A 17,772-nucleotide genomic window follows, 5' to 3' on the forward strand; every position below is an offset into this window, starting at 1 on the left:
ATCCACAGGTGCTTGCCTCCAGTAGCCGGTACCGTATAGTCGGTTCCTACTATTAGGGGTCGGTGATGTGGATGGCGCAGCGGAAGATCTCCAACACACTGGCGCTGGCCGTGCTGGGCCTGCTCCGAGAACAGCCGATGCACCCGTACGAGATGGCGGCCACCCTGCGGGAGCGGCACAAGGACAGCAGCTTCAAGGTCAACTCCGGGTCCCTGTACGACACGGTCGAGGCGTTGGTTCGGCATGGCTGGATCGAGCCGGTGGAGACGGCGCGCGATGGCAGGCGGCCGGAACGAACCGTGTACGCGACAACCGAGCTGGGCCAAGGCGAATTCGTGCGCTGGATCGACGAGCTCCTGCGCATCCCCGTCGCGGAATACCCGAAGTTCAGGGCCGCGGTGTCCTACCTCGGCGCTCTCGGTCCGGACAGGGCGGCGGAGGCACTGGTCGAACGGGCGGGGCATCTGGCCCAACGGATCGAGGAGACGAACACGGTGCTGGCCGACACGGTCGGCTCAGGCAAGGTCCCCCGCTTGTTCATGATCGAAACCGAGTGCGCGCTGCACGCCTGGGAGGCCGAATTGGCCTGGACGCGGCGGACCATCGCCGAGATCCGCGACGGCAGCCTGTTCTGGCCCAAGGTCGAGCAGACCGAACAGGGATGGACCTGGTCCGCCCCCACGTCCCCGGAAGGAACTACCCGATGACCGAGGTGCTGATCGTCGGAGCCGGCCCGGCCGGACTGTTACTCGCGAGCGAACTCCGACTCGCCGGCGTCGACACGGTCGTCGTCGAACGCCACGCGCAGCGGCCGGACTACTGCCGGGGCTTCAACCTCAACGCCCGCGCCCTGGACCTGCTGGCGCGGCGCGGCCTCGCCGAGAGGCTCGTCGGCGAGGGCTGGCAAGTGCCGCACGCCGCGTTCTCCGGCCTGCCGGTGACACTCACCCTCGCCGGCACGCACACCGACCACCCGTACTCGCTGGGCATCCCGCAGACCCGGGTCGAGGAGATACTCGAGGCGCACGCCCTCGACCTGGGAGCCGACATCCGGCGCGGACACGAACTGCGCGCCCTGGAACAGGATTCCGAATCCGTCACCGCCACCGTCACCACCGGCGGCCGCGAGTACCGCGTCCGGGCCGCGTACGTGGTCGGCTGCGACGGCGGCCGCAGCACCGTCCGCAAACAGGCCGGCATCGACTTCCCCGGTACCGCGGCGACCCGCTTCTCCCTGCTCGGCGACGTCGAGCTCGCCGACCCCGAGGCATTGCCGTTCGGCGCGACCCCCGGCCCCGGCGGGACCGTGGTCGCCATCCCCCGCCCCGGCTACGTCAGGATCATCACCTCCGACCGGCAACCGCCTGCGGACAAAGACACCCCGGTCACCCTGGACCTGCTCCAAACCGCCGTGGACGAGGCGCTCGGCCGCCACGTCGAGTTGCGTGCCGCACGCTGGCTGACTCGGTTCGGCAACGCAGCCCGGCAGGCGTCCGAGTACGTCCGAGGCAGGGTCATCCTGGCCGGAGACGCCGCACACATCCACCCGCCGGCCGGGGCGATCGGCGTCAACGTCGCCCTGGACGACGCGTTCAACCTCGGCTGGAAACTCGCCGCCACCGTGCGCGGCACCGCCCCGACACACCTGCTCGCCAGCTACCACGCCGAACGCCACACCGCCGGTGCGCACGTGCTGGCCAACACACGAGCCCAGGTGCTGCTCGGCGACGCCGACGACCGGCTCGCTCCGATCACCGACCTCCTCACCCGCCTCGCCCGCCACCCTGCGGGCAACCGCGCTCTCACCGAGACCATCACCGGACTGGACACCCGCTACGAGATGCGCCCCGGCTCCGACCACCCCTGGCTGGGCCGCCTGGCGCCCGACCTCGCCCTGACCACAGGCGACGGCCGTACGCCGCCGGGGGCTTGTGAGAGCACCTGCCGGACCGGCGCGGGGCTCAGTCCTGTGCCCGGGGGCTCTCCTCGCCAGCGCATCCGGGGCAGCGTCCGCGTTCAGGGTTGCTGTTGGAAGACCACCTCCGGGTCGACCGGCGAGGGACCGTCGAGCAGCGGCTGCGGGATGCCCTTCAGGTGCTCGTCGAAGAAGGCCGCGACGTAGTCGCGGGTGAGCTGCTCGGCACGCACCGACGGGATCGAGCCGTCCACACCGGTGATGCCCGCCTCGTCGACGAGTACGGGGACGTCGGTGAAGCTGACGTGGTTGGAGCCGGTGATGGTCAGCCAGCGCTTCCGACCGTCGAGACTGGGCCAGTTCGCGGCCCAGCTCGACTCGTCGCCGCCCACCGCATGGTTCTCCGGGTTGCCGAGCAGCAGCACCGGGCGGCCACCGAGCCCGCCGGACGGCACCGGGACGAAGAGCCTGCCGTCCAGGCTGAGGGCAATGCCGTTGAGTCACGGGGGTAGGACCGCGACGGCTTCGTGAGGTGGTCGGCTGGGTTGAGGGCAGTTGCGGTGGCGGCTGGCCTTGGCCGGGTAGGGGTCCAGCCAGAGTGAGCCCAAAAGCCGCCATGGGATGATCTTGGTGAGATAGCGGTCGGGCCAGGGTACCCGGCTTGGGCAGGCGTCCGGAGCCGGTCGTTCAGGTGCCGCTCGCTGAGGCGGCACACCGACCGGGAGCGGTGGGGGGTCAGACAATGGTGGTGCAGACGAAGCCGAGGTCGGCCAGTCCTTCGGCCTGGCACAGCTGGTCGGAGGCGCCGCTGGCAGTGGTCTGCAGCAGTTGGTAGTCGGCGCCGTTGGCGTGCTCCCAGTGCATGGCCGCGCGCCACAGCCGGCGGCCGGGCCTGAGGCCGCGGTACTCGGGCAGGACGCCGAAGTACTGCGGCAGCTGCCGGGCCTGGCCGATCGGGTCGGGCATGGTGTCAGTAGGCCAGTGCGGTCATGTGGTCGGGGTGGTGGGCGGCGACGTCGTGGGCGGCTTGGACGAAGGCAGCGACGGCTGCGGATCGCGAGGTCTCCGGCCAGGCGACCATGACCGCGCTGGGGCTGAGGCCGGTAACCGGCCGGTATGCGATGTCCGGGCGCTGGTGCCGCTTGGTGGTGGAGAGTGACAGGAATGCCACCGCCTGTCCCAGCGCGACCACCTCCAGGAGTTGCTCGACGCTGTCCACGAGCGGCCCTTCAGGAGTGTCGGCCTGCGCCGAGCCGATGTGGCCATCGCCCGCTTCCGCTCCGTCGCATCCTGTGTAGTAGGCGGTGTTGGAGGGGGCGGCTCCTTTCCAGCGCGGGATCGGTTCGCCCTCGAGGTCGGCCAGCCGCAGTCGCCGACGTCCGGCCAGGGGATGCCCGGCGGGGAGAACGGCCAGTCGCGGCTCGACCACGAGCGTCTGGGAATCCAGCCCTTGACCGTCGAACGGGCTGCGCAGCAGTGCCACATCGGCACGGCCGTCCCGCAGCATGGCGATCGGCTCTCCGCTGCCGGCGACGACGACTTCGGGCGGCGGCAGATGCGAACCCGTTCCCCGGTAGGCGGCGAGGACCTCCCGCAGCAGCCCGGCATCGCCTTCCGGCTTGACCGCCACGACGAGCTTGGGTGCCGGCTGACCGGCCCGGCGTGCACGCCGGGCCGCCGCGTGCACCGCGTCGACCGCGATCCGGGCCTGGTCGAGCAGCACCTGACCGGCCATGGTCAGCCTCACCTGCCGGGTGGTGCGCTCCAGCAGGCGTACGCCGACCCGGGACTCCATCTGAGCGATCGCCTTCGACAGTGGGGGCTGCGCCATCCCCAGGCGTTGCGCGGCCCGGCTGAAGTTCAGTTCCTCGGCGACCGCGATGAAGTACTTCAGCTCCCGCACCTCTAGCTCACTCATATCCGTGGACTATAGATCCAGAGTCTTCTGGTCTTTCCCTGACGCCCGTGGGTGAGGGGAGGCTGGGGCCATGACGACTTCGCAGAAGACTGCTCTGATCACCGGCGCTAACAAGGGCATCGGCATGGAAACGGCGCGCAGGCTCGCAGCCCTCGGCATTACCGTGCTGATCGGCGCCCGCAGCGCCGAGCGTGGCGAGGCTGCGGCCGAGGAGCTTCGGGGCGAGGGCGCCGACGTACGGTTCGTTCTGTTGGACGTCACCGACGAGATCTCGGTCCGAGCCGCCGCCCAGCACATTGACGCCACGTTCGGCCGCCTCGACATCCTCGTCAACAACGCCGGGATCGCCGCCGGACCGCAAGCACCGAGTGAAGTCTCCGCTGCCACCGTCCGGCAGGTCTACGAGACCAATGTGTTCGGTGTCATTGCGGTGACCCACGCAATGCTTCCCTTGCTCCGCCGTTCCGCCGCCGCACGCATCGTCAACATGTCCAGCGAACTCGGCTCCCTCGCCCACATGGCCGACCCGGGCAGCCCGTGGTCCGCCTACACCTCGATCCTCCTCCCTTACTGCAGCTCGAAGAGCGCGCTGAACGCGATCACCGTGCTCTACGCCAACGAACTGCGCGGTGAAGGGATCCTGGTCAACGCGGTGAGTCCCGGCTACTGCGCGACCGACCTCAACCGCCACAGCGGGATACGCACGGCGGAGGAGGGCGCCGCCGTCGCGGTCGACCTGGCGACCGTGGGCGAGGACGGCCCGACGGGTACCTTCCTGACCGAGGACGGGCCGATTCCCTGGTGAGACCATGCCGCGCCGACTCCGCCCGAAGCCTGCCGGGTGTTTTCAACCTCCACAGTGACGATCACTGGCCTCGTGCGCGGCGCCCTCCCCACGGGCCGCCGCAGGTGGGCCGCCGTGCGGCCGGGTGTTTCACGCGCGACCGCCTATGAAACAGCGGCCAAGCCCACACCGTGATCAATCTCAGCGCCAACCACGGTTCCATTGACCGAGCCGCCATCGGCGCCAACGGACCGACCGGCACCTTCACCGACGACGAGAACCCAGCGCCCTGGTAAGCCGTCAGGCGGCTGGGCGCGGGCCTCACCCGGCGCGACAGGAAGACCCGCGGGCGACCATCACCTCCCGCGCCGGCTCCTCAGCCACCCCAGTCACACCAGTAGCGATCTACGGCACCGTACTAAGGAGTCCAACCCATGTCCGAAACCCTCCAGCCGACCAGTTCTGCGCCGACCTTCCCGCCGAGCTTGCCCTGGCCATGAGCCTCGCCCAACGGCCGATCGCGGCGGCGGCGTTCGCTGAGGAGGCCACCGGGACCGGTTGGAAGACCGTCCCGTCCTGGTACCAGATCGCCCGGCACGACAACGCCCTCTCCCCTCAGGCACAGCGCTTCATGGCCGAGCGGATGGGCGCGACCACCGAGGAGGTCGACGGCTCCCATGTGGCCTTCATCGCCCAGCCGCGCCGCACGGCGGGCCTCATCAAGGCGGCGCTGAGCAAGCTCTGAACTGCGCGAGCGGCTGGTCGCCCAGCGCGCCCATCTCACCGCCGCCGACCGCGAGGAGGTGCGACCGTGATCCCGGGGCTGCACCGGGTCAAGGGCGGCACGGGCCGGGGATCACCGTGAGCTGCCTTCGCTCTGGGCCGGGATCGCGGTGCGGCCGGCCTCGCGCAGCTCCCGCAGGGGTCCAGCAAAGATGAGCCCAAAGGGCCAGTGGGATGATCTTGAACAAGTGAGTCTTGGTCTTCGGCCCTCACGCTCTGTCTGCGGCCGGCCTCAACACCGCCGTTGTCATGGACGCGCCCCGCATCCCGCCGCAGAAGGCCTCCCGGGCCGCCGCCAGCACCGGACCGCGCACGGCCTCCGGCAGCTGGGCAAGCACGCCCTCGGTGCCGCCCGGCGGGTCGCGCACCGCGCCGCGGGCCGTGGCGGGCAGGTCGGCCGGCAGCTGCCCGCCGATCCGCGAGCGGTAGAGCGCGGTGCCCACGCTGCCCAGCACCGCCATCCCGAGCGGCCCGCCCAGCTCGGTGCCGGACTCCAGCAGGGCCGAGGGGGTACCGGCCCGCTCGGTCGGCGCGGCGGCCATCACCACCTCGCTGACCTGCGACATCAGCCCGACCCCGCCGCTGGCGTAGAGGCTGGCGGCGACCAGCACCACCGAGAGCTGGTAGTGCGCGCCGACCACCGTCAGCAGCGCGAACCCGGCCACCATCACCGCGAAGCCGCCCGTGATCACCAGCGCCCTGCCGACCCGCCGACCCAGCGGGAGGCCGGCGGAGCCACCCCGCCGACCGCCACGCTCGGCAGCACGCTCCACAGCGCGGCCGTCAGCGGGATCTGCCGCGCACCAGTTGCAGGTACTGGGTGAGGAAGATCGCCATGCCGACCACCGGCGAAGAGGACGGGGAAATTCGGTTGCCGCGGGCCACCGTCTCGATCATGATCGCCCGCATGGACTTTTGATGACTGCCACGTAGTACGTACCTGTCGCGCGATCGACCTCGGAGCCTGAAGACCCGGCCCCGGGGTGATGGGTCGCGCCCCTCGTGAGCATCCGTCAGAGAGCGGGAGCCGCCGCGTGAGTTCGGCATGCCCTCCCTGCTGAGTCCTGAAAGCGTCCAACACACATGAATACCGACCGCAAGGCCCTGTGGGCCGTGCGTCAGTCCGCCCTGCCCACCGTCGTCCGGTCCTGCCCGGACTGTCCCGGCATGCGGCACCGCGCCTCGGGCAAGATCCGCGCCAACGCGAACGGCAAGCTGCTCGACGTCTGGCTGCTGCTGAGCTGCGCGACGTGCGACCGGACCTCGAAGGTGCCCGTCCACGAACGCGTCCACGTCTCGACGCTGGAGCCGGCCCGACTGGTGGCGTACGAGAACAACGACCCGTCAGCGGTACGGGAGTTGGTGATGAGCGCGTCACTCGCGGCGAAGAACCGGTACCGGCTCGACTGGACCGGGACGTGGGAGCTGGAGACCCGCACGCCGCTGTACGCGCTCGACGACCCGAACCCGCTCTCGGTGCAGGTGCGCTTCGAGCTGCCCGCGCCGGTCCGGGTGGAGCGGCTGCTCCAGCTCGGCCTCGCCCTGAGCCGGGCCGAGGTGCGCCGTCTGGTCGCGGACGAGCGGATCCGCCTGCCGTTCGCTCCGGACGCCAAGGCGCACCAGGACTTCGAACTCACCGTCCACGGACCCGGTTTCGTCGATGCGGCCAAGCACGCGAAGTCCCTCGATGCGCCCGGTCCCGAACACCCCGGCCTGACTCGGATCGGGCTCCGCCCGCACCCGGCCCGGAGCTCCCACACCGGGCCACGGCGCACGCGTAGAAGTCTGATGTAGATCTTGCTGATGGAGAGGCTGTCCCGCTTGGGGACAGCCTCTCCCGGGGCTATGCGGTCGCGTCGCCGGCAGGAACGGCCTTAAGCCGCAGGAGAGCCGGCCACCGCCCCACGCGCGAAGCGGGCGCGGCCGTCGGGCGGCAGGACCACGAGGTACTGCCGGTCCGTGTCCTCGACGCGGGCCAGTGTGATGGAGTTTTTGGCCGCCGCGAGCGCCTCGGCGGCCGGGCCGGCCTCCTCCGTCATCCGGTCGATCCGTGAGTGGAAGCGGGTGAGGTCCTTTGCCGGACCGGTGATCCAGATCGCGATCCGCGCGCCCCGGCGCAGCGCGGCCAGCAGGTCCGTGCGCAGCGGCCCGTCGTCGGCTTCCTGGAGGAGCAGGTCGTGCAGGCGTTCCTGCCCGCACGGCCGGGACGGCGCCCCTTCGGCCAGCGCTCGACACTTGCGGCACGAGGCCAGAGCCTGCGGCTGGAAGCCCGCCGTACCCCCGGCCCTGCCGTCACCGCCCCCGCCGTATGCCCCGGCCACGCCACCGCGCCCCCGCCCGGCCAGGGGCAGGACCGCCACCGGCTGCTCCTGGTGCTTCTCGTGGCAGGGCCCGCAGCCGCTGCCCGGGCGGCGGGGCCACCCTGCTCTCCCTCCGGGCCCTACCCCCAGCTGCTCGCCTGCTTCGGCACGTTCCCGCAGCCGGCGCAGGCCAAGGTCCGCATCGCTCGCGGTGGACCTGGCGGGCCTTCGTCTCCCGGGCCTTCTGGCGCTCGTCGTACGCCTCGCGGGTGTCCGGGCTCTCCAGCGCGTCCAGCAGGCGTTAGCGGGCTTGGTCGACCGACACCGGCGGGATCTTCGGCCCAGGACAACTCCTACCGAAGCAACGCCCGCCGGATCTCTGACTCAGCTCACTGGCCGGACACGGGTGTCAACTGCTCATCCGCCCACTCGGCGAAGGTGGTGAGCGGGATGCCCAACTCCCGGGCGAACTCGGGCCGGGCGGGCTGGCAATCGCCCACCGCACCATCCGCCACCACGTCTCGACGAGGCCACACCGGACCGCCCCCAACGGCCCGTTCGAAACTCAGGGGCCGACCCGGTCGAAGCGCAGCGACGTGTGGCCGGCGTTGTCGTCGTAGATCTGGGCGACGAGCGCAGTTCCGACCGCGTCGGATCGGGTGCCCTGCAGCCGGATCGTGGTCGGCTTGTTCACCCGGATCAGCTCGCTGATCGGTGCGGTCGCGTTACCGCCGGCCTGCGCGTTGCCGGGGTTCAGGTCGATGACCTGGTAGACGAGCCGCTCGCTCTCCGCAACGGCGGGGCCCCGGACGCGCGCCGACCAGCCGGCACGAAGTGCCTGCTCCGCCGGGAGATCGTTGTCCTGACGGTTCAGGACAAGTGACTTCGGTTCAGTCAGGACAGACGGGCCAGGATGGTTCGGCAGGTGCGCTGCAGTTCCTCGTCGTTGGCGACGCGCCCGAAGCGCCCACTGCGGCGGGCCTGCGCCAGTTCCGCCCGGATGCGGGGCAGGGCGGGTGCGGCGGCCGAGCCCATCCGATCCAGGCAAGCCAGCACGTGGTTGGACGTCGCGTCGTTCTTCTCCCAGGCGGCCAGCAACGTCCGGACCACGACGTCGGCCTCGACCTCGCCGACGATGTCCCACAGGGCGGTCGCGGCGTGGATGCGGGTCCACTCGTACCCGGCGGTCAGCATCGTGCGCAGGCGCGGCAGCGCGGCAGCGGCGGACGGGCCGATCAGACCAAGGACGTCGGCCGCGTCGTGGTGCGCGTGGGTATCGAGCAGGTCGCACAACCGGGGCACGACGTCGGCCGGGTCGCGTTCGAGCGCCCAGAGCGCGGCCGTGGCGGCCGCGCGCAGGTTCACGTCCGCGGCGTCGGCCAGCGGGCGGACCGCGTCCAGGGCGGACGCGGCCTCGGTGCCGAAGGCGGCGAGTGCCTTCAGCGCGGAGGCCCCGAGGCGCAGTTGGTCATGGCGGATGGCGGCGGTGACGGCGTCGGTGAGCGCGGGAACGGCGGCCGCGTCACCCAGTTCGGCCAAGGCGGACATCAGGGCGCCTGTGCCCATGTCGGCCCACGGATTCGACATGTCGGCGTCCGCCAGGTGCCGGGACAGTCGCGGCACCAGCTCACCGGCTCCCGGGCGCAGCCGGCCGGCGACCTGCACCGCGCGCCAGGCGTCGGTGCCGCCGTCCAGTGCTGTCAGCAGGCAGGGCACGGCGCGGGGATCACCGAGGGCGGCCAGGGCCATGACGGCCTCCTGGTGCGCGCGTCGCGGAAGCGTCTTCGTAGCGGCCCAGGCGTTCGGCCCGTAGGTGGTGCGGTTGGCGGCGACGAGGGCGGCGAGCGCCTCGCGGGCGGCTTCGCCTGCGGGCCCCAGGACCCGCAGGCTCTCGGCTGCCGCGGCGGCGGTGTACGGGTCCTGGGGCGCCAAGCAGTCGGCGAGGAGCAGGACGAGGCCGGTATGCTCGCCCCGCCAGGACGTGATGAGGTCCTGGGTCATGCGGATCGCATCGTAGCGGATGGCCGGGTCCGGGCTGCTGAGTTGTTCGGTGAGCAGCGCCGTGCGCTCGGGCACCCGGGTGTCCAGGACGGTGTGGAAGGTGCGCAGCAGGGTCGTGGTGGGGGCGTGCAGCCGGCCGTGCCGGTCGAGGTCCTCGAACGCGGCGGTGACCTGTGGCGGAACGCCGTCCTGGGCGACCGCTTCTGCCTCGGTGTCGGTCTCGCCGTCGGCCCGCGTGTCGGTCTCGCCCTCGCCCTCGCGCCCGTTCCGGCACGCGCAGGCTCCGGAGCCGGTTCCCGACCGGCATCCGTCCTCATCGCTCCTGCGCTCCGGTGCGGTCGCGAGCCGGCGCAGCAGGGCGATCGCGGTCGGCACGGCGTCGTCGCGGTCCTGCCCGCAGCGGGCGTGGTGAACGAGGGCGGCGAGCCGGATGTCGGGTTCCGCCGTCGGGTCGTCGGCCAGGGCGGCGAGCCAGGCCGTCGCGGTGGTACGCGCCGCGGGGAGCCGCAGTGCCAGGGTCGCCGCCGTGTGGACGGCGAGCAGCCGTTCCACGGTCCCGTCCTCGGCAGGCAGCCGCTCGCGCAGCGCCCCGAGCGCCCGGTCGGCGTCCTCGACGAACAGGCCCAGGCCCTCGATGCCCGGCCGGCGCACCCACGGGTCTGGGTCCTGCGCGTAGGCGAGGAAGGCGCCGGAGCGCTCGCGCAGCATGGCCACGCTGTCCGCGGCGGCCGTCGACTCGCTGCCGTCCGGCGCGACGATGATGTCGTCGCCGCAGTCGACGGCCTCGCGCCCGATGCTGAGCAGCAGGTGGACGACCGCGCCGCGGTCGGGGGTTGCCGGGTCGTCGGCCAGGGCGAACAGGAACGGCAGGCTCGCCACGGTGCACGGGTACACGTCCCCTTGGTGGTGGGCCGCGCCGTAGTAGTCGCCGAACGCCTTCTCACGGGTCCCGGCGTCGGCCGATGCCATCGCCCGCAGCCAAACCGGCACCTCGTGGGCTGGCCCGTACGCATGGCTCATCGACGACCAGTCGACACTTTCAAGATCGTTGATCACACGGACCACAGTGCCAGCCACCACCGACAACGACACCCCGCGTCCCTCACCGCGGGAGCGGTTCCGGCCCGGGGCGCCGCAGGCCACCCGACCCGACAGCAGCGCACCACCCCCACCACCAGGAGAACAAGGGCGCAGGAAGACATCTCAGGGTGCTAAGGCGTCAAGCTAGGGCGCCCTGACGTGCGGTGGGTTGCCAGGCGAGATCGAGTTCGCCGTCGACTGCGGCAATACCAGGCGCCTGCGAGCCACCCTGGGCCGCGTGGCACAGGAGCCGGCCGTCCCGGTCAGCGATGCCGAGGCGCGGCGGCTGACCGGCGCGCTGCGCGAGTCGGTGGAACAGGTGCGCAGCGCCGTCCTGGTGTTGACCGAGCGGGTGCGCGCCGCGTACCGCCGCCGGGTGTGGGTCGCCTTGGGCTATCCGTCGTGGGGTGCGTACGCGGCCGGGGAACTCGAGGTCTCCCGGTCGACGGCGTACCGGCTGCTGGACCTGGCGGCGGCTGCCGAGGCGATCGAGGACGTCGCCGAGCGGGACGCCGAGGAGGTTCTGCACGTCCTGGCCGAGGAGATCGGCGCAGCAGCGCCGAGGAACTACTCGCGTGCCGCCGGTACGCGCTGACCGGCGACGCGCGAGCGACCGAGCGGTTCTGACGGTGTGCTGCCACCGGGCGGTGGCAGCACACCCAGGCCTGGCGGTCAGCGGGTGCGGTGCGGGGCGGCTGTCAGCCGAGGTAGATCGGGTCGGTGCCGAAGGTCCAGGAGCTTCCGGACCTCGCGTAGACCTGGATCGGGGTGCTGCCGTAGTCCTCGCCGGAGATGTAGTCGCACTGGCCGGGCGCGAGGACGGGGGTGATGTGCCCGGGGCTGGTGACGTTGTCGCCCGCCGTGTCCTTGATCCAGAAGTAGAAGCTGTTCGCCGAGCTCTGGTAGTTGCACAGCCGGGCGGACACCCACGGGTTGTCGTCCAGTGTGTGCCAGCCCGTGATCTCCACGCCGTGCGCGGAGTTGGAGTCGGATCCGGTTGCGGCGGACGCGCTTCCCGACGCGAGCCCCAACCCCGTGACGGTCAGTGCGGTCACCGCGGCGAGGGAGGCGACTCGGCGCCCCAGCTTGAACTGCATGTCTTCCCCTTCGATTCGGACGGGAGGAACGATCCGTTGCGAGCCGACCGTGCCGCCGGTGGCGCCAACTGCCGCGCGGTGGCGGGCGGTTCGGCGTCCATCCTTGCCGTGGGACGTGTCTGCCCACCACGACGTTGACCCGTCGTTGACCGGACACTCCGGTACGGCGGGCGGGGCGGGCGGGTGGGTCCGGGGAAGGGAAGGGAGCGCGCCGGGCGGCGTGGGCGGTCGCGGGCGGGGTTCCTGCCGGGCCGGTGGGGAGGGAGAACCTGACCTCGGGCCGGGCTCGGGCCGCCGAGGCAGACCGCCAGGAGTTGCTGCGGATCGCCGAGCGAGTGCGGGCAGCCGACCTGGCCGCCTACGACCCGCGGGCCGATCCGGACACTGTGGAGCATCCACCGCTGATCCGCTTCCGGCAGACCTGACCCGGTGCCCGTCCCCGGAACACAGGCCCCACAGAATGGCCTCTCCACCTGGGCAAACACGACCCCAGTAACACAACCCCCACAGACATAAGAGGGCAAACAGCTTTCAGCGAGGCGGAACTCACCGGCAGCCGGCGTTCGCGGGGCGCCGGTCGCAGTAGGCGGCCGGCGGCCGGCGGCCGGACACGGGTGCGACTGCGAATGCGACTGCTCCACGGATCGCATCGTGTCCCTGACCTGCAGTGGGGAGTTCGACGGGGCGAGGCTCACCGGCCTTGCGGGGCGGAACTCACCGGGTGGGCCTTGGCGTCCCCTGCCGGCTTGATCTCCGAGACTTTCAGTCCGGACCACTTCCACGCGATCTTCGCCAGGCGGGTGGTGTGACAGCGGTTGTGCAGGTAGACGGTCGTGCTCCACACCCCCGGGTCGTACGACCACGCGATACAGCCGTCCACGCCCCAGTGCATCATGGAGAGCAGGAGCGCGCGGTCGTCGGCGTCGACGACGACCGCGCCGCCGACGAGCAGGCCCGATCCGTCCAGGCCGCCAACGTCCAGGCCGCCGACGTCCAGGATCGGGCGGGCCGGGTCCGGGCGGCGGGCGCGACCCAGCTGCTGCACAAGGCCAGTGCCAGCCGTCGGGCACGGTGGGGTTCGGGTCGGGGCGGGTGGCGGCCTTGACCCGAGCTGGCCGGGACGGTGAGGTGCGACGGGTCAGCCGGTCACGGTCATGGCGTGCCGGGTTATAGATTTGACCCTCTGCATGTATGCCATTACCTTGCGACAGCCTGCTCTCTGAAATTCCGATGCGTTTCTCGGCCCGGATCGGGCTTCCATCTCCCGCGATTCCCGGACAGGCGGGACTCGCCGAGTGTGGCCGGGACCCTGGCATTCACTCCGAATCGCCAGCGCGCGTACTTGGCGGCCAGTGAGCGGGCGACCAGTCTCCCTCGGGGTCGGTAGTCTGCCCTACTTCGATCAGGTGGCCGTCGGGATCGCGGATGTAGCAGCGGATCTCGTACTCGTGCTGTTTAGGCGGTGTCAGAAACCGGGCGCCCCGGGCGCTCCACTCCGCGTACAAGGCATGGACGTCCTTGACCCGGATATTGAGGAAACTGCTGACCCGGTCGGGATCGCGTGGCGTGTCCAGGGTGACCGTCGGCTTGTCGTCGGTCGGCCCTCCGCCGACATTGATGATGATCCAGCTGTTGGCCAGGGCGACATAGGTCAGCCCTCCGGGGCCGGAGTAGGCCACCCGGCCGCCGAGTACTTCGGTGTAGAAGCGTCGAGAGCGCTCTACATCGTCCGAGACGATGAAGTGGGCCAGCACAATTCCTTCTGGCGGTGGGGGGAGCTCGGCCATCTGGTACCTCCGTACGTCGGTCTCATGGCCCGTTGACGACGAGGCCTGCGGGCGGCGGCGCCATGAGCGGGATTCAGCGGTGCTCCAGCATTCCCTCGAAGAAGCCAATAATTCACGGCATCACCCTCCTGACTGATTCGCGGGCTGTCGCCGCAAGTCACCGAACGCCGGCACTGGCCGGGGCCGCTCGGCCAGGATCGCGTTGTGACCCGCCTTCAGAAGGCGGGTAACGGCTGGCGGACCTCGCACACCCGTCGTGGCTGCGGGCGGCCGGTCCCTCGCGGACGAGGAAGGTCGGTCCGGCGGCAAAATCATACCGGGCGAGCGGTATTCGGGCACCGAGGTCCGGTCCGGTCCGGGCCGTATCGGTAAGTCATTTCGGCGGTGACGATCGGCACGCCGTCACCGCGGATCGCGGACTGCAGTTGCCGCGAGAACACGGAAGCCCTGCTCAGCAACCAGAAAGCGCTGCTCGTGCCGACGCCGTAGGCGAGGTGGGCGGTCGGATCATCACCCAGCGTCTTGGCATCGTAGGTCCAGATGGGTTTGTGGAGTCCCGCGATCGGAAGTACCACGTATCCGCTGAGCCACACGACCCCGCCGTACGGGAGCCCTTAGAGGACGCGGGGCTTACGCAGCGAGGCGCTGACAATGCGGTAGAAGGTACAGCCTGCTACTGCTTGCCGTCCTGCCGAGGCTGGCGCGTCTCCGACGCCGGCCCACCGACAGCTGACCACCGGAGCAGGACGGTCAGCGACGTCCGTCCCCTGCGATCAGCATCGGCGCTTTGCGGTGCCCAGGATGCCCTCACCGATCGTCGGCGCTGATGAAGTCGGTCAGAGCGGCAGCGACGGCTTCGGGCTGTTCATCGGGGATGAAGTGACCGGCGTCCGGCACGACGACTCCGGTGGTGTTCTCGGTCCACGGCCTGATGGAGGCCGCCATGTCCGGAACGGAGCCGTGACTGCTGGAGATCCCGAGGACGGGCACCGTCAGGCGCCGCCGCTCGAGCGCCTGGTGGTTCTTGCGCGCCGACTCGGCGGCGTCCCGGTAGTAGGCGAGACTCGCGCGCAGGCCGCCGTCGGCGGCGACGGCCGCCGCGTAGTAATCGAGCTCGGCGTTGTCGAACGTGCCGGGATCAAGGGCCTTGACCTTGAGGAACCAGCTCACGTACTCCCGCTCACGGCCTGCGAGCAGCGTCTCAGGAAGTTCGGGCACCAGGTGGAACGCGAAATGCCACGTCTTCCATCTGGCCACCTTCGACGACAAGCTCACCAGCCTCAGAGGCCGGCAGGCGGCGGATGCGGGTGGCGGCCGGGAAATTCGCTTTCGGCCGCCGGAGTGCGGTGATAGACAGCCGTAGTGCAGAAGAATCTTGAACTCCCTGACCTGCTGCGACTGATCGACGAGCGGGCGACGGCCTTCCGGGCCGCGATCGCCGCCGCGCCCAGCCTGGACGTGCAGGTGCCGACCTGTCCTGAGTGGACGCTGTTCGACCTGGCGCGGCACCTGGGCTCGGGCCGCCCGTTCTGGGCCGCCGTCGTCGAGGCCGGTCCGGCCGACGCCCCGCCGGCCGAGGCCGTGGCGGCGCGCGCCGAGGCGCAGGCGCCCCGGGAGCGCGAGGCGTTGGTGGCCTGGCTGGCCGCGTCGACGCAGGAGCTGCTGGACACCCTGCGGGAGGTCGGCCCGGACGCCGAGTGCTGGACGTGGTGGGGCGCCTCGCAGTCGCCGCGGACCAGCGGTGCCGTCGCCCGGCACCAGCTTCAGGAGATCGCGGTGCACGCCTATGACGCCCAGCTCACCGTGGGCGCCGCGCAGCCGCTGCCGGCGGAGGTGGCGCTGGACGGCGTCGAGGACTTCCTGTTCACCTGCTGCGCGTGGTCGGGCGTCTGGCCGCACGAGCCGGCCGTCGTCGACTACCACGCCACCGAGGGCCGCTCCTGGCGCTTCACGGTCGAGGCGGACGGCGCCCGCGCCGTCCGCCTCCCGGCGGCCGGCGAGGGCGAGGCCCAGGCCCCGGCCGACGCCTCCGCCCGGGGCACGGCCGGTGAGCTGGTCCTGTGGTTCTACGGACGCACCCCGCTGGACTCGGTGAAGATCGACGGCGACCGGGTCATCTTCGAGCGGCTCTTCGCCTGGGACCCGAACGCTTAAGGCGTAGTCGACGACGCGGCGCCCGGTCGCGTCGTCGACTCATGCAGTGGCCGGCGTCCGGCCTCCTGCGGTCGGCAGAACGCGTACCGGCCGAGGAGGTTGTTATCTGGACAGCGCCCAAGTGGTGGCCGCACCGGTGCGGTGGCGACAGAGGATGCTGACTCTACGTAATGAGCGGCTGGCCTCAGCCTTGAATACGCGACACCTCAACACGCGGGCCTACCAGTCCCGAGGCCGGACATGCCATCCGGCAGCGCTCCAACAGCGGGCGGACAGGGCTGTCGGTGGTTTGGGAAGCGGCGCGTGGATGAGGGGCGCCGGTCCGCTGCCCGCTCGGGGGTTCGGACGCGGACCGGCCTGTACCAGTCTGTGCGTGCCCCCGCCGCGCTGCCGCCAGGGTTGCTCCCGGCGGGTCCAGGGGGTGTCTTCCGACCAGTACGGGCCGGGTCCGCAGGGCGGGCGTGGGGGGATGCGTTCTGCCAGGCCGGCCGGTCAAGGGACCCTGTCCTACCGGTTTGTCCGGGAGCGGGTTCATTCCTCTTGCGCGTCGCCGATGGCCACCCGCAGGTCGTGCATGCTCTGCTGGATCTCGATGACGGACGCCTCCGCCCGGCCCAGCGCTTGCCGGACACCGTCGATGTCACCGGACTGGAAGTTCAGATCGGCGTCCAGAGTGTCCGCCGCGGCGACCACGGCCATGGACGACGCCATACGGCCCGGCGACGTTTCCCCTCCTTCTTCGACCTCGTCCAGTCCCATGAGCTGGACAGTGCGCTGCAGACGGTTGGCCAGCACGTTGGCGAACAGACCAGGAGTCGCTCCCACCTCGTCGGTCCACCCGGGCAGCACTTCGGCGACATCCGTGTCCTGGTCGCTTCCCAGCCGGGTGGCAGCGGTGATCTCCAGCTCCACCACGGCCAGCAGGACACCCAGCAGCCTGCGCAAGTCATCCTGCTGAGGGCCGTCCGGCCACAGCTCCGGGTCGAGAATCGGTTCCCTCCTCAACGCCACCAAGGCCGCGTACACCTGATCAGGGCTCACCGGGTCCTCGCTCATGATGCTCACGCACCCGGCCTCGCCGCCCGGCCATGCGAGTGCACGCACCTCCCGCGCCCGTCCTCCTGCGTGCCGAGGTTTCGGGCGAGGCCTGGCGCAGCAGGGTGAGGGTGTTGGCGGGGTTGATGAGGATTCGCGAAACAAATCCCCACCCCATGCTCGGTATGCGGGACAGACCTGCTCGCTGCCGGACGGTATCGGGAGCCGCAACGCTGTCGGTGGCGTCCGGCACTATCGCGGCGTGTATACCAAGACGGCGGATGCTGGCGCCCGCCAAGGCCGGAACTTCCATGCTCTGGTCGAGGCTGGCGCTGTGTTGTACATCGCAGAGTGCGACGAGCTGGATGCCCTGAAGGTAGGTGTCACAAGCCGGGCTAGTCGCACCAGCCGGGTTCGACAACATGCTCGACACGGGTGGCGCACGACGGGCGAGACCCTTTCGACGTAGGACCGCCCTGGCCGCCGAGATGACGCCCAACGTCGAGGGCGTGACGCCGTCCTTCAGGTCGATGTGCAGCGGCGGTTGCACGACGAGCGGGCCCGCCTGGGGCGGCGCGCCCGTGATCCTGGACAGGGACGCGGGCGGGAGCTCGACCGTCGACTACGACTCCCATGTCGCCAAGGACGGCATCGAGCAGATCCACCCCGCTTACCACGTGTCCGGCGAGACCCTGGGCGCCTACCCCCTCAACACCGAGGGGGACTTCTACGGGCCCGACCTGCGCTGTGACGCGGCGGTCGGTGGCAAGGCCGGCTGCATCCTCGACCACGAGTGGTACCAGGTGATCATCACCCCGTATTGGCACCCCGCCTCAAAGCACACGGCAGGGGACGAGCGCCGCGCGAGTGGCGCTGGCGCAGGAGACACTGGCAGGGCAGGACACGGGTCGGGCCGTC

Annotated in this window: 21 protein-coding genes and 1 pseudogene; 8 read left to right on the forward strand and 14 right to left on the reverse strand. The window is 70.9% G+C overall.

Going from position 1 to position 17,772, the window contains the following annotated elements; genetic code table 11:
- Positions 1 to 71 precede the first annotated feature (71 nt).
- Both BOQ63_RS02890 and BOQ63_RS02895 read left to right on the forward strand, forming a co-directional pair.
- Complete coding sequence (locus BOQ63_RS02890; RefSeq protein WP_072653842.1) at positions 72 to 707, forward strand: PadR family transcriptional regulator; 636 nt, start codon at positions 72 to 74, stop codon at positions 705 to 707.
- Positions 704 to 2,122, forward strand: coding sequence for an FAD-dependent monooxygenase (locus BOQ63_RS02895; protein ID WP_079183370.1), 1,419 nt, complete (start codon positions 704 to 706; stop codon positions 2,120 to 2,122). Before BOQ63_RS02890 ends, BOQ63_RS02895 begins: the two co-directional genes overlap by 4 nt.
- Here BOQ63_RS02895 and BOQ63_RS02900 read toward each other — a convergent pair.
- The 3 genes from BOQ63_RS02900 to BOQ63_RS02910 form a co-directional block, all read right to left on the reverse strand.
- Entirely contained in the window at positions 2,017 to 2,370 is a 354-nt protein-coding gene (locus BOQ63_RS02900) for a hypothetical protein (RefSeq protein ID WP_072653316.1), read from the reverse strand. The two genes, BOQ63_RS02895 and BOQ63_RS02900, sit on opposite strands and share 106 nt — an antisense overlap.
- A gap of 280 nt (positions 2,371 to 2,650) precedes the next feature.
- Positions 2,651 to 2,881 (reverse strand): GNAT family N-acetyltransferase, encoded by a 231-nt coding sequence (locus tag BOQ63_RS02905; RefSeq protein WP_197697932.1) that lies wholly within the window; start codon positions 2,879 to 2,881, stop codon positions 2,651 to 2,653.
- Between the two features lie 4 nt (positions 2,882 to 2,885).
- On the reverse strand, positions 2,886 to 3,833 hold the full coding sequence (locus BOQ63_RS02910) for a LysR family transcriptional regulator (protein WP_072653317.1): 948 nt from the start codon (positions 3,831 to 3,833) through the stop codon (positions 2,886 to 2,888).
- Positions 3,834 to 3,903: 70 nt separating this feature from the next.
- Here BOQ63_RS02910 and BOQ63_RS02915 point away from each other — a divergent pair, with 70 nt between their 5' ends.
- Both BOQ63_RS02915 and BOQ63_RS02920 read left to right on the forward strand, forming a co-directional pair.
- Positions 3,904 to 4,638: an SDR family oxidoreductase gene (locus BOQ63_RS02915; protein ID WP_072653318.1), complete on the forward strand. Its 735-nt coding sequence runs from the start codon at positions 3,904 to 3,906 to the stop codon at positions 4,636 to 4,638.
- 268 nt (positions 4,639 to 4,906) lie between these two features.
- Entirely contained in the window at positions 4,907 to 5,362 is a 456-nt protein-coding gene (locus BOQ63_RS02920) for an alpha/beta fold hydrolase (RefSeq protein ID WP_465398270.1), read from the forward strand.
- 247 nt (positions 5,363 to 5,609) lie between these two features.
- On the opposite strand, the gene BOQ63_RS02925 is transcribed toward BOQ63_RS02920, so the two are convergent.
- Together BOQ63_RS02925 and BOQ63_RS02930 are read right to left on the reverse strand one after the other, a co-directional pair.
- Positions 5,610 to 6,173, reverse strand: a complete 564-nt coding sequence (locus BOQ63_RS02925; protein WP_072653320.1) for an MFS transporter — start codon at positions 6,171 to 6,173, stop codon at positions 5,610 to 5,612.
- Positions 6,174 to 6,183: 10 nt separating this feature from the next.
- Complete coding sequence (locus BOQ63_RS02930) at positions 6,184 to 6,309, reverse strand: hypothetical protein (protein ID WP_454130833.1); 126 nt, start codon at positions 6,307 to 6,309, stop codon at positions 6,184 to 6,186.
- Between the two features lie 174 nt (positions 6,310 to 6,483).
- Between BOQ63_RS02930 and BOQ63_RS02935 the strand changes: the two genes are divergently transcribed.
- Positions 6,484 to 7,194 carry a DUF1062 domain-containing protein gene (locus tag BOQ63_RS02935; RefSeq protein WP_078938426.1) on the forward strand — a complete coding sequence of 237 codons (711 nt, stop codon included), beginning with the start codon at positions 6,484 to 6,486 and terminating at the stop codon, positions 7,192 to 7,194.
- Between the two features lie 80 nt (positions 7,195 to 7,274).
- Here the strand turns inward: BOQ63_RS02935 and BOQ63_RS02940 are convergent, their stop codons facing one another.
- The 3 genes from BOQ63_RS02940 to BOQ63_RS02950 all read right to left on the reverse strand — a co-directional run bounded on the left by BOQ63_RS02940 (position 7,275) and on the right by BOQ63_RS02950 (position 10,670).
- A complete protein-coding gene (locus BOQ63_RS02940; RefSeq protein WP_072653321.1) occupies positions 7,275 to 7,760 on the reverse strand; it encodes a hypothetical protein in 486 nt (161 codons plus the stop codon).
- A 505-nt stretch (positions 7,761 to 8,265) separates the two neighbouring features.
- Entirely contained in the window at positions 8,266 to 8,394 is a 129-nt protein-coding gene (locus BOQ63_RS02945; protein ID WP_454130835.1) for a hypothetical protein, read from the reverse strand.
- A 200-nt stretch (positions 8,395 to 8,594) separates the two neighbouring features.
- Complete coding sequence (locus BOQ63_RS02950) at positions 8,595 to 10,670, reverse strand: hypothetical protein (protein WP_079183371.1); 2,076 nt, start codon at positions 10,668 to 10,670, stop codon at positions 8,595 to 8,597.
- A gap of 349 nt (positions 10,671 to 11,019) precedes the next feature.
- Here BOQ63_RS02950 and BOQ63_RS02955 point away from each other — a divergent pair, with 349 nt between their 5' ends.
- On the forward strand, positions 11,020 to 11,376 hold the full coding sequence (locus BOQ63_RS02955) for a hypothetical protein (RefSeq protein ID WP_141763726.1): 357 nt from the start codon (positions 11,020 to 11,022) through the stop codon (positions 11,374 to 11,376).
- A gap of 103 nt (positions 11,377 to 11,479) precedes the next feature.
- Here BOQ63_RS02955 and BOQ63_RS02960 read toward each other — a convergent pair whose 3' ends face one another.
- On the reverse strand, positions 11,480 to 11,878 hold the full coding sequence (locus BOQ63_RS02960; RefSeq protein ID WP_030555101.1) for a hypothetical protein: 399 nt from the start codon (positions 11,876 to 11,878) through the stop codon (positions 11,480 to 11,482).
- A gap of 254 nt (positions 11,879 to 12,132) precedes the next feature.
- On the opposite strand from BOQ63_RS02960, the gene BOQ63_RS02965 reads away from it, so the two are divergent.
- Positions 12,133 to 12,303 carry a hypothetical protein gene (locus BOQ63_RS02965; RefSeq protein ID WP_167395645.1) on the forward strand — a complete coding sequence of 57 codons (171 nt, stop codon included), beginning with the start codon at positions 12,133 to 12,135 and terminating at the stop codon, positions 12,301 to 12,303.
- Between the two features lie 266 nt (positions 12,304 to 12,569).
- On the opposite strand, the gene BOQ63_RS02970 is transcribed toward BOQ63_RS02965, so the two are convergent.
- From BOQ63_RS02970 to BOQ63_RS02985, 4 genes and pseudogenes are all read right to left on the reverse strand, one after another.
- A complete protein-coding gene (locus BOQ63_RS02970) occupies positions 12,570 to 12,923 on the reverse strand; it encodes a hypothetical protein (RefSeq protein ID WP_030555103.1) in 354 nt (117 codons plus the stop codon).
- A 271-nt stretch (positions 12,924 to 13,194) separates the two neighbouring features.
- Entirely contained in the window at positions 13,195 to 13,665 is a 471-nt protein-coding gene (locus tag BOQ63_RS02975) for a VOC family protein (protein WP_030555105.1), read from the reverse strand.
- A gap of 311 nt (positions 13,666 to 13,976) precedes the next feature.
- Positions 13,977 to 14,258: a hypothetical protein gene (locus BOQ63_RS02980; RefSeq protein ID WP_143174608.1), complete on the reverse strand. Its 282-nt coding sequence runs from the start codon at positions 14,256 to 14,258 to the stop codon at positions 13,977 to 13,979.
- A 214-nt stretch (positions 14,259 to 14,472) separates the two neighbouring features.
- Positions 14,473 to 14,913, reverse strand: a pseudogene (locus BOQ63_RS02985) (alpha/beta fold hydrolase); the annotation flags it as partial.
- 114 nt (positions 14,914 to 15,027) lie between these two features.
- Here BOQ63_RS02985 and BOQ63_RS02990 point away from each other — a divergent pair.
- Entirely contained in the window at positions 15,028 to 15,819 is a 792-nt protein-coding gene (locus BOQ63_RS02990; protein WP_072653324.1) for a maleylpyruvate isomerase family mycothiol-dependent enzyme, read from the forward strand.
- 531 nt (positions 15,820 to 16,350) lie between these two features.
- Here BOQ63_RS02990 and BOQ63_RS02995 read toward each other — a convergent pair.
- The gene (locus BOQ63_RS02995) at positions 16,351 to 16,884 is read right to left on the reverse strand and encodes a hypothetical protein (protein ID WP_143174609.1); all 534 of its coding nucleotides are present in this window, start codon (positions 16,882 to 16,884) and stop codon (positions 16,351 to 16,353) included.
- Positions 16,885 to 17,772: the final 888 nt, after the last annotated feature.

Origin of the sequence: Streptomyces viridifaciens, from assembly GCF_001888885.2 — a bacterium.
GTDB lineage: Bacteria > Actinomycetota > Actinomycetes > Streptomycetales > Streptomycetaceae > Kitasatospora > Kitasatospora aureofaciens.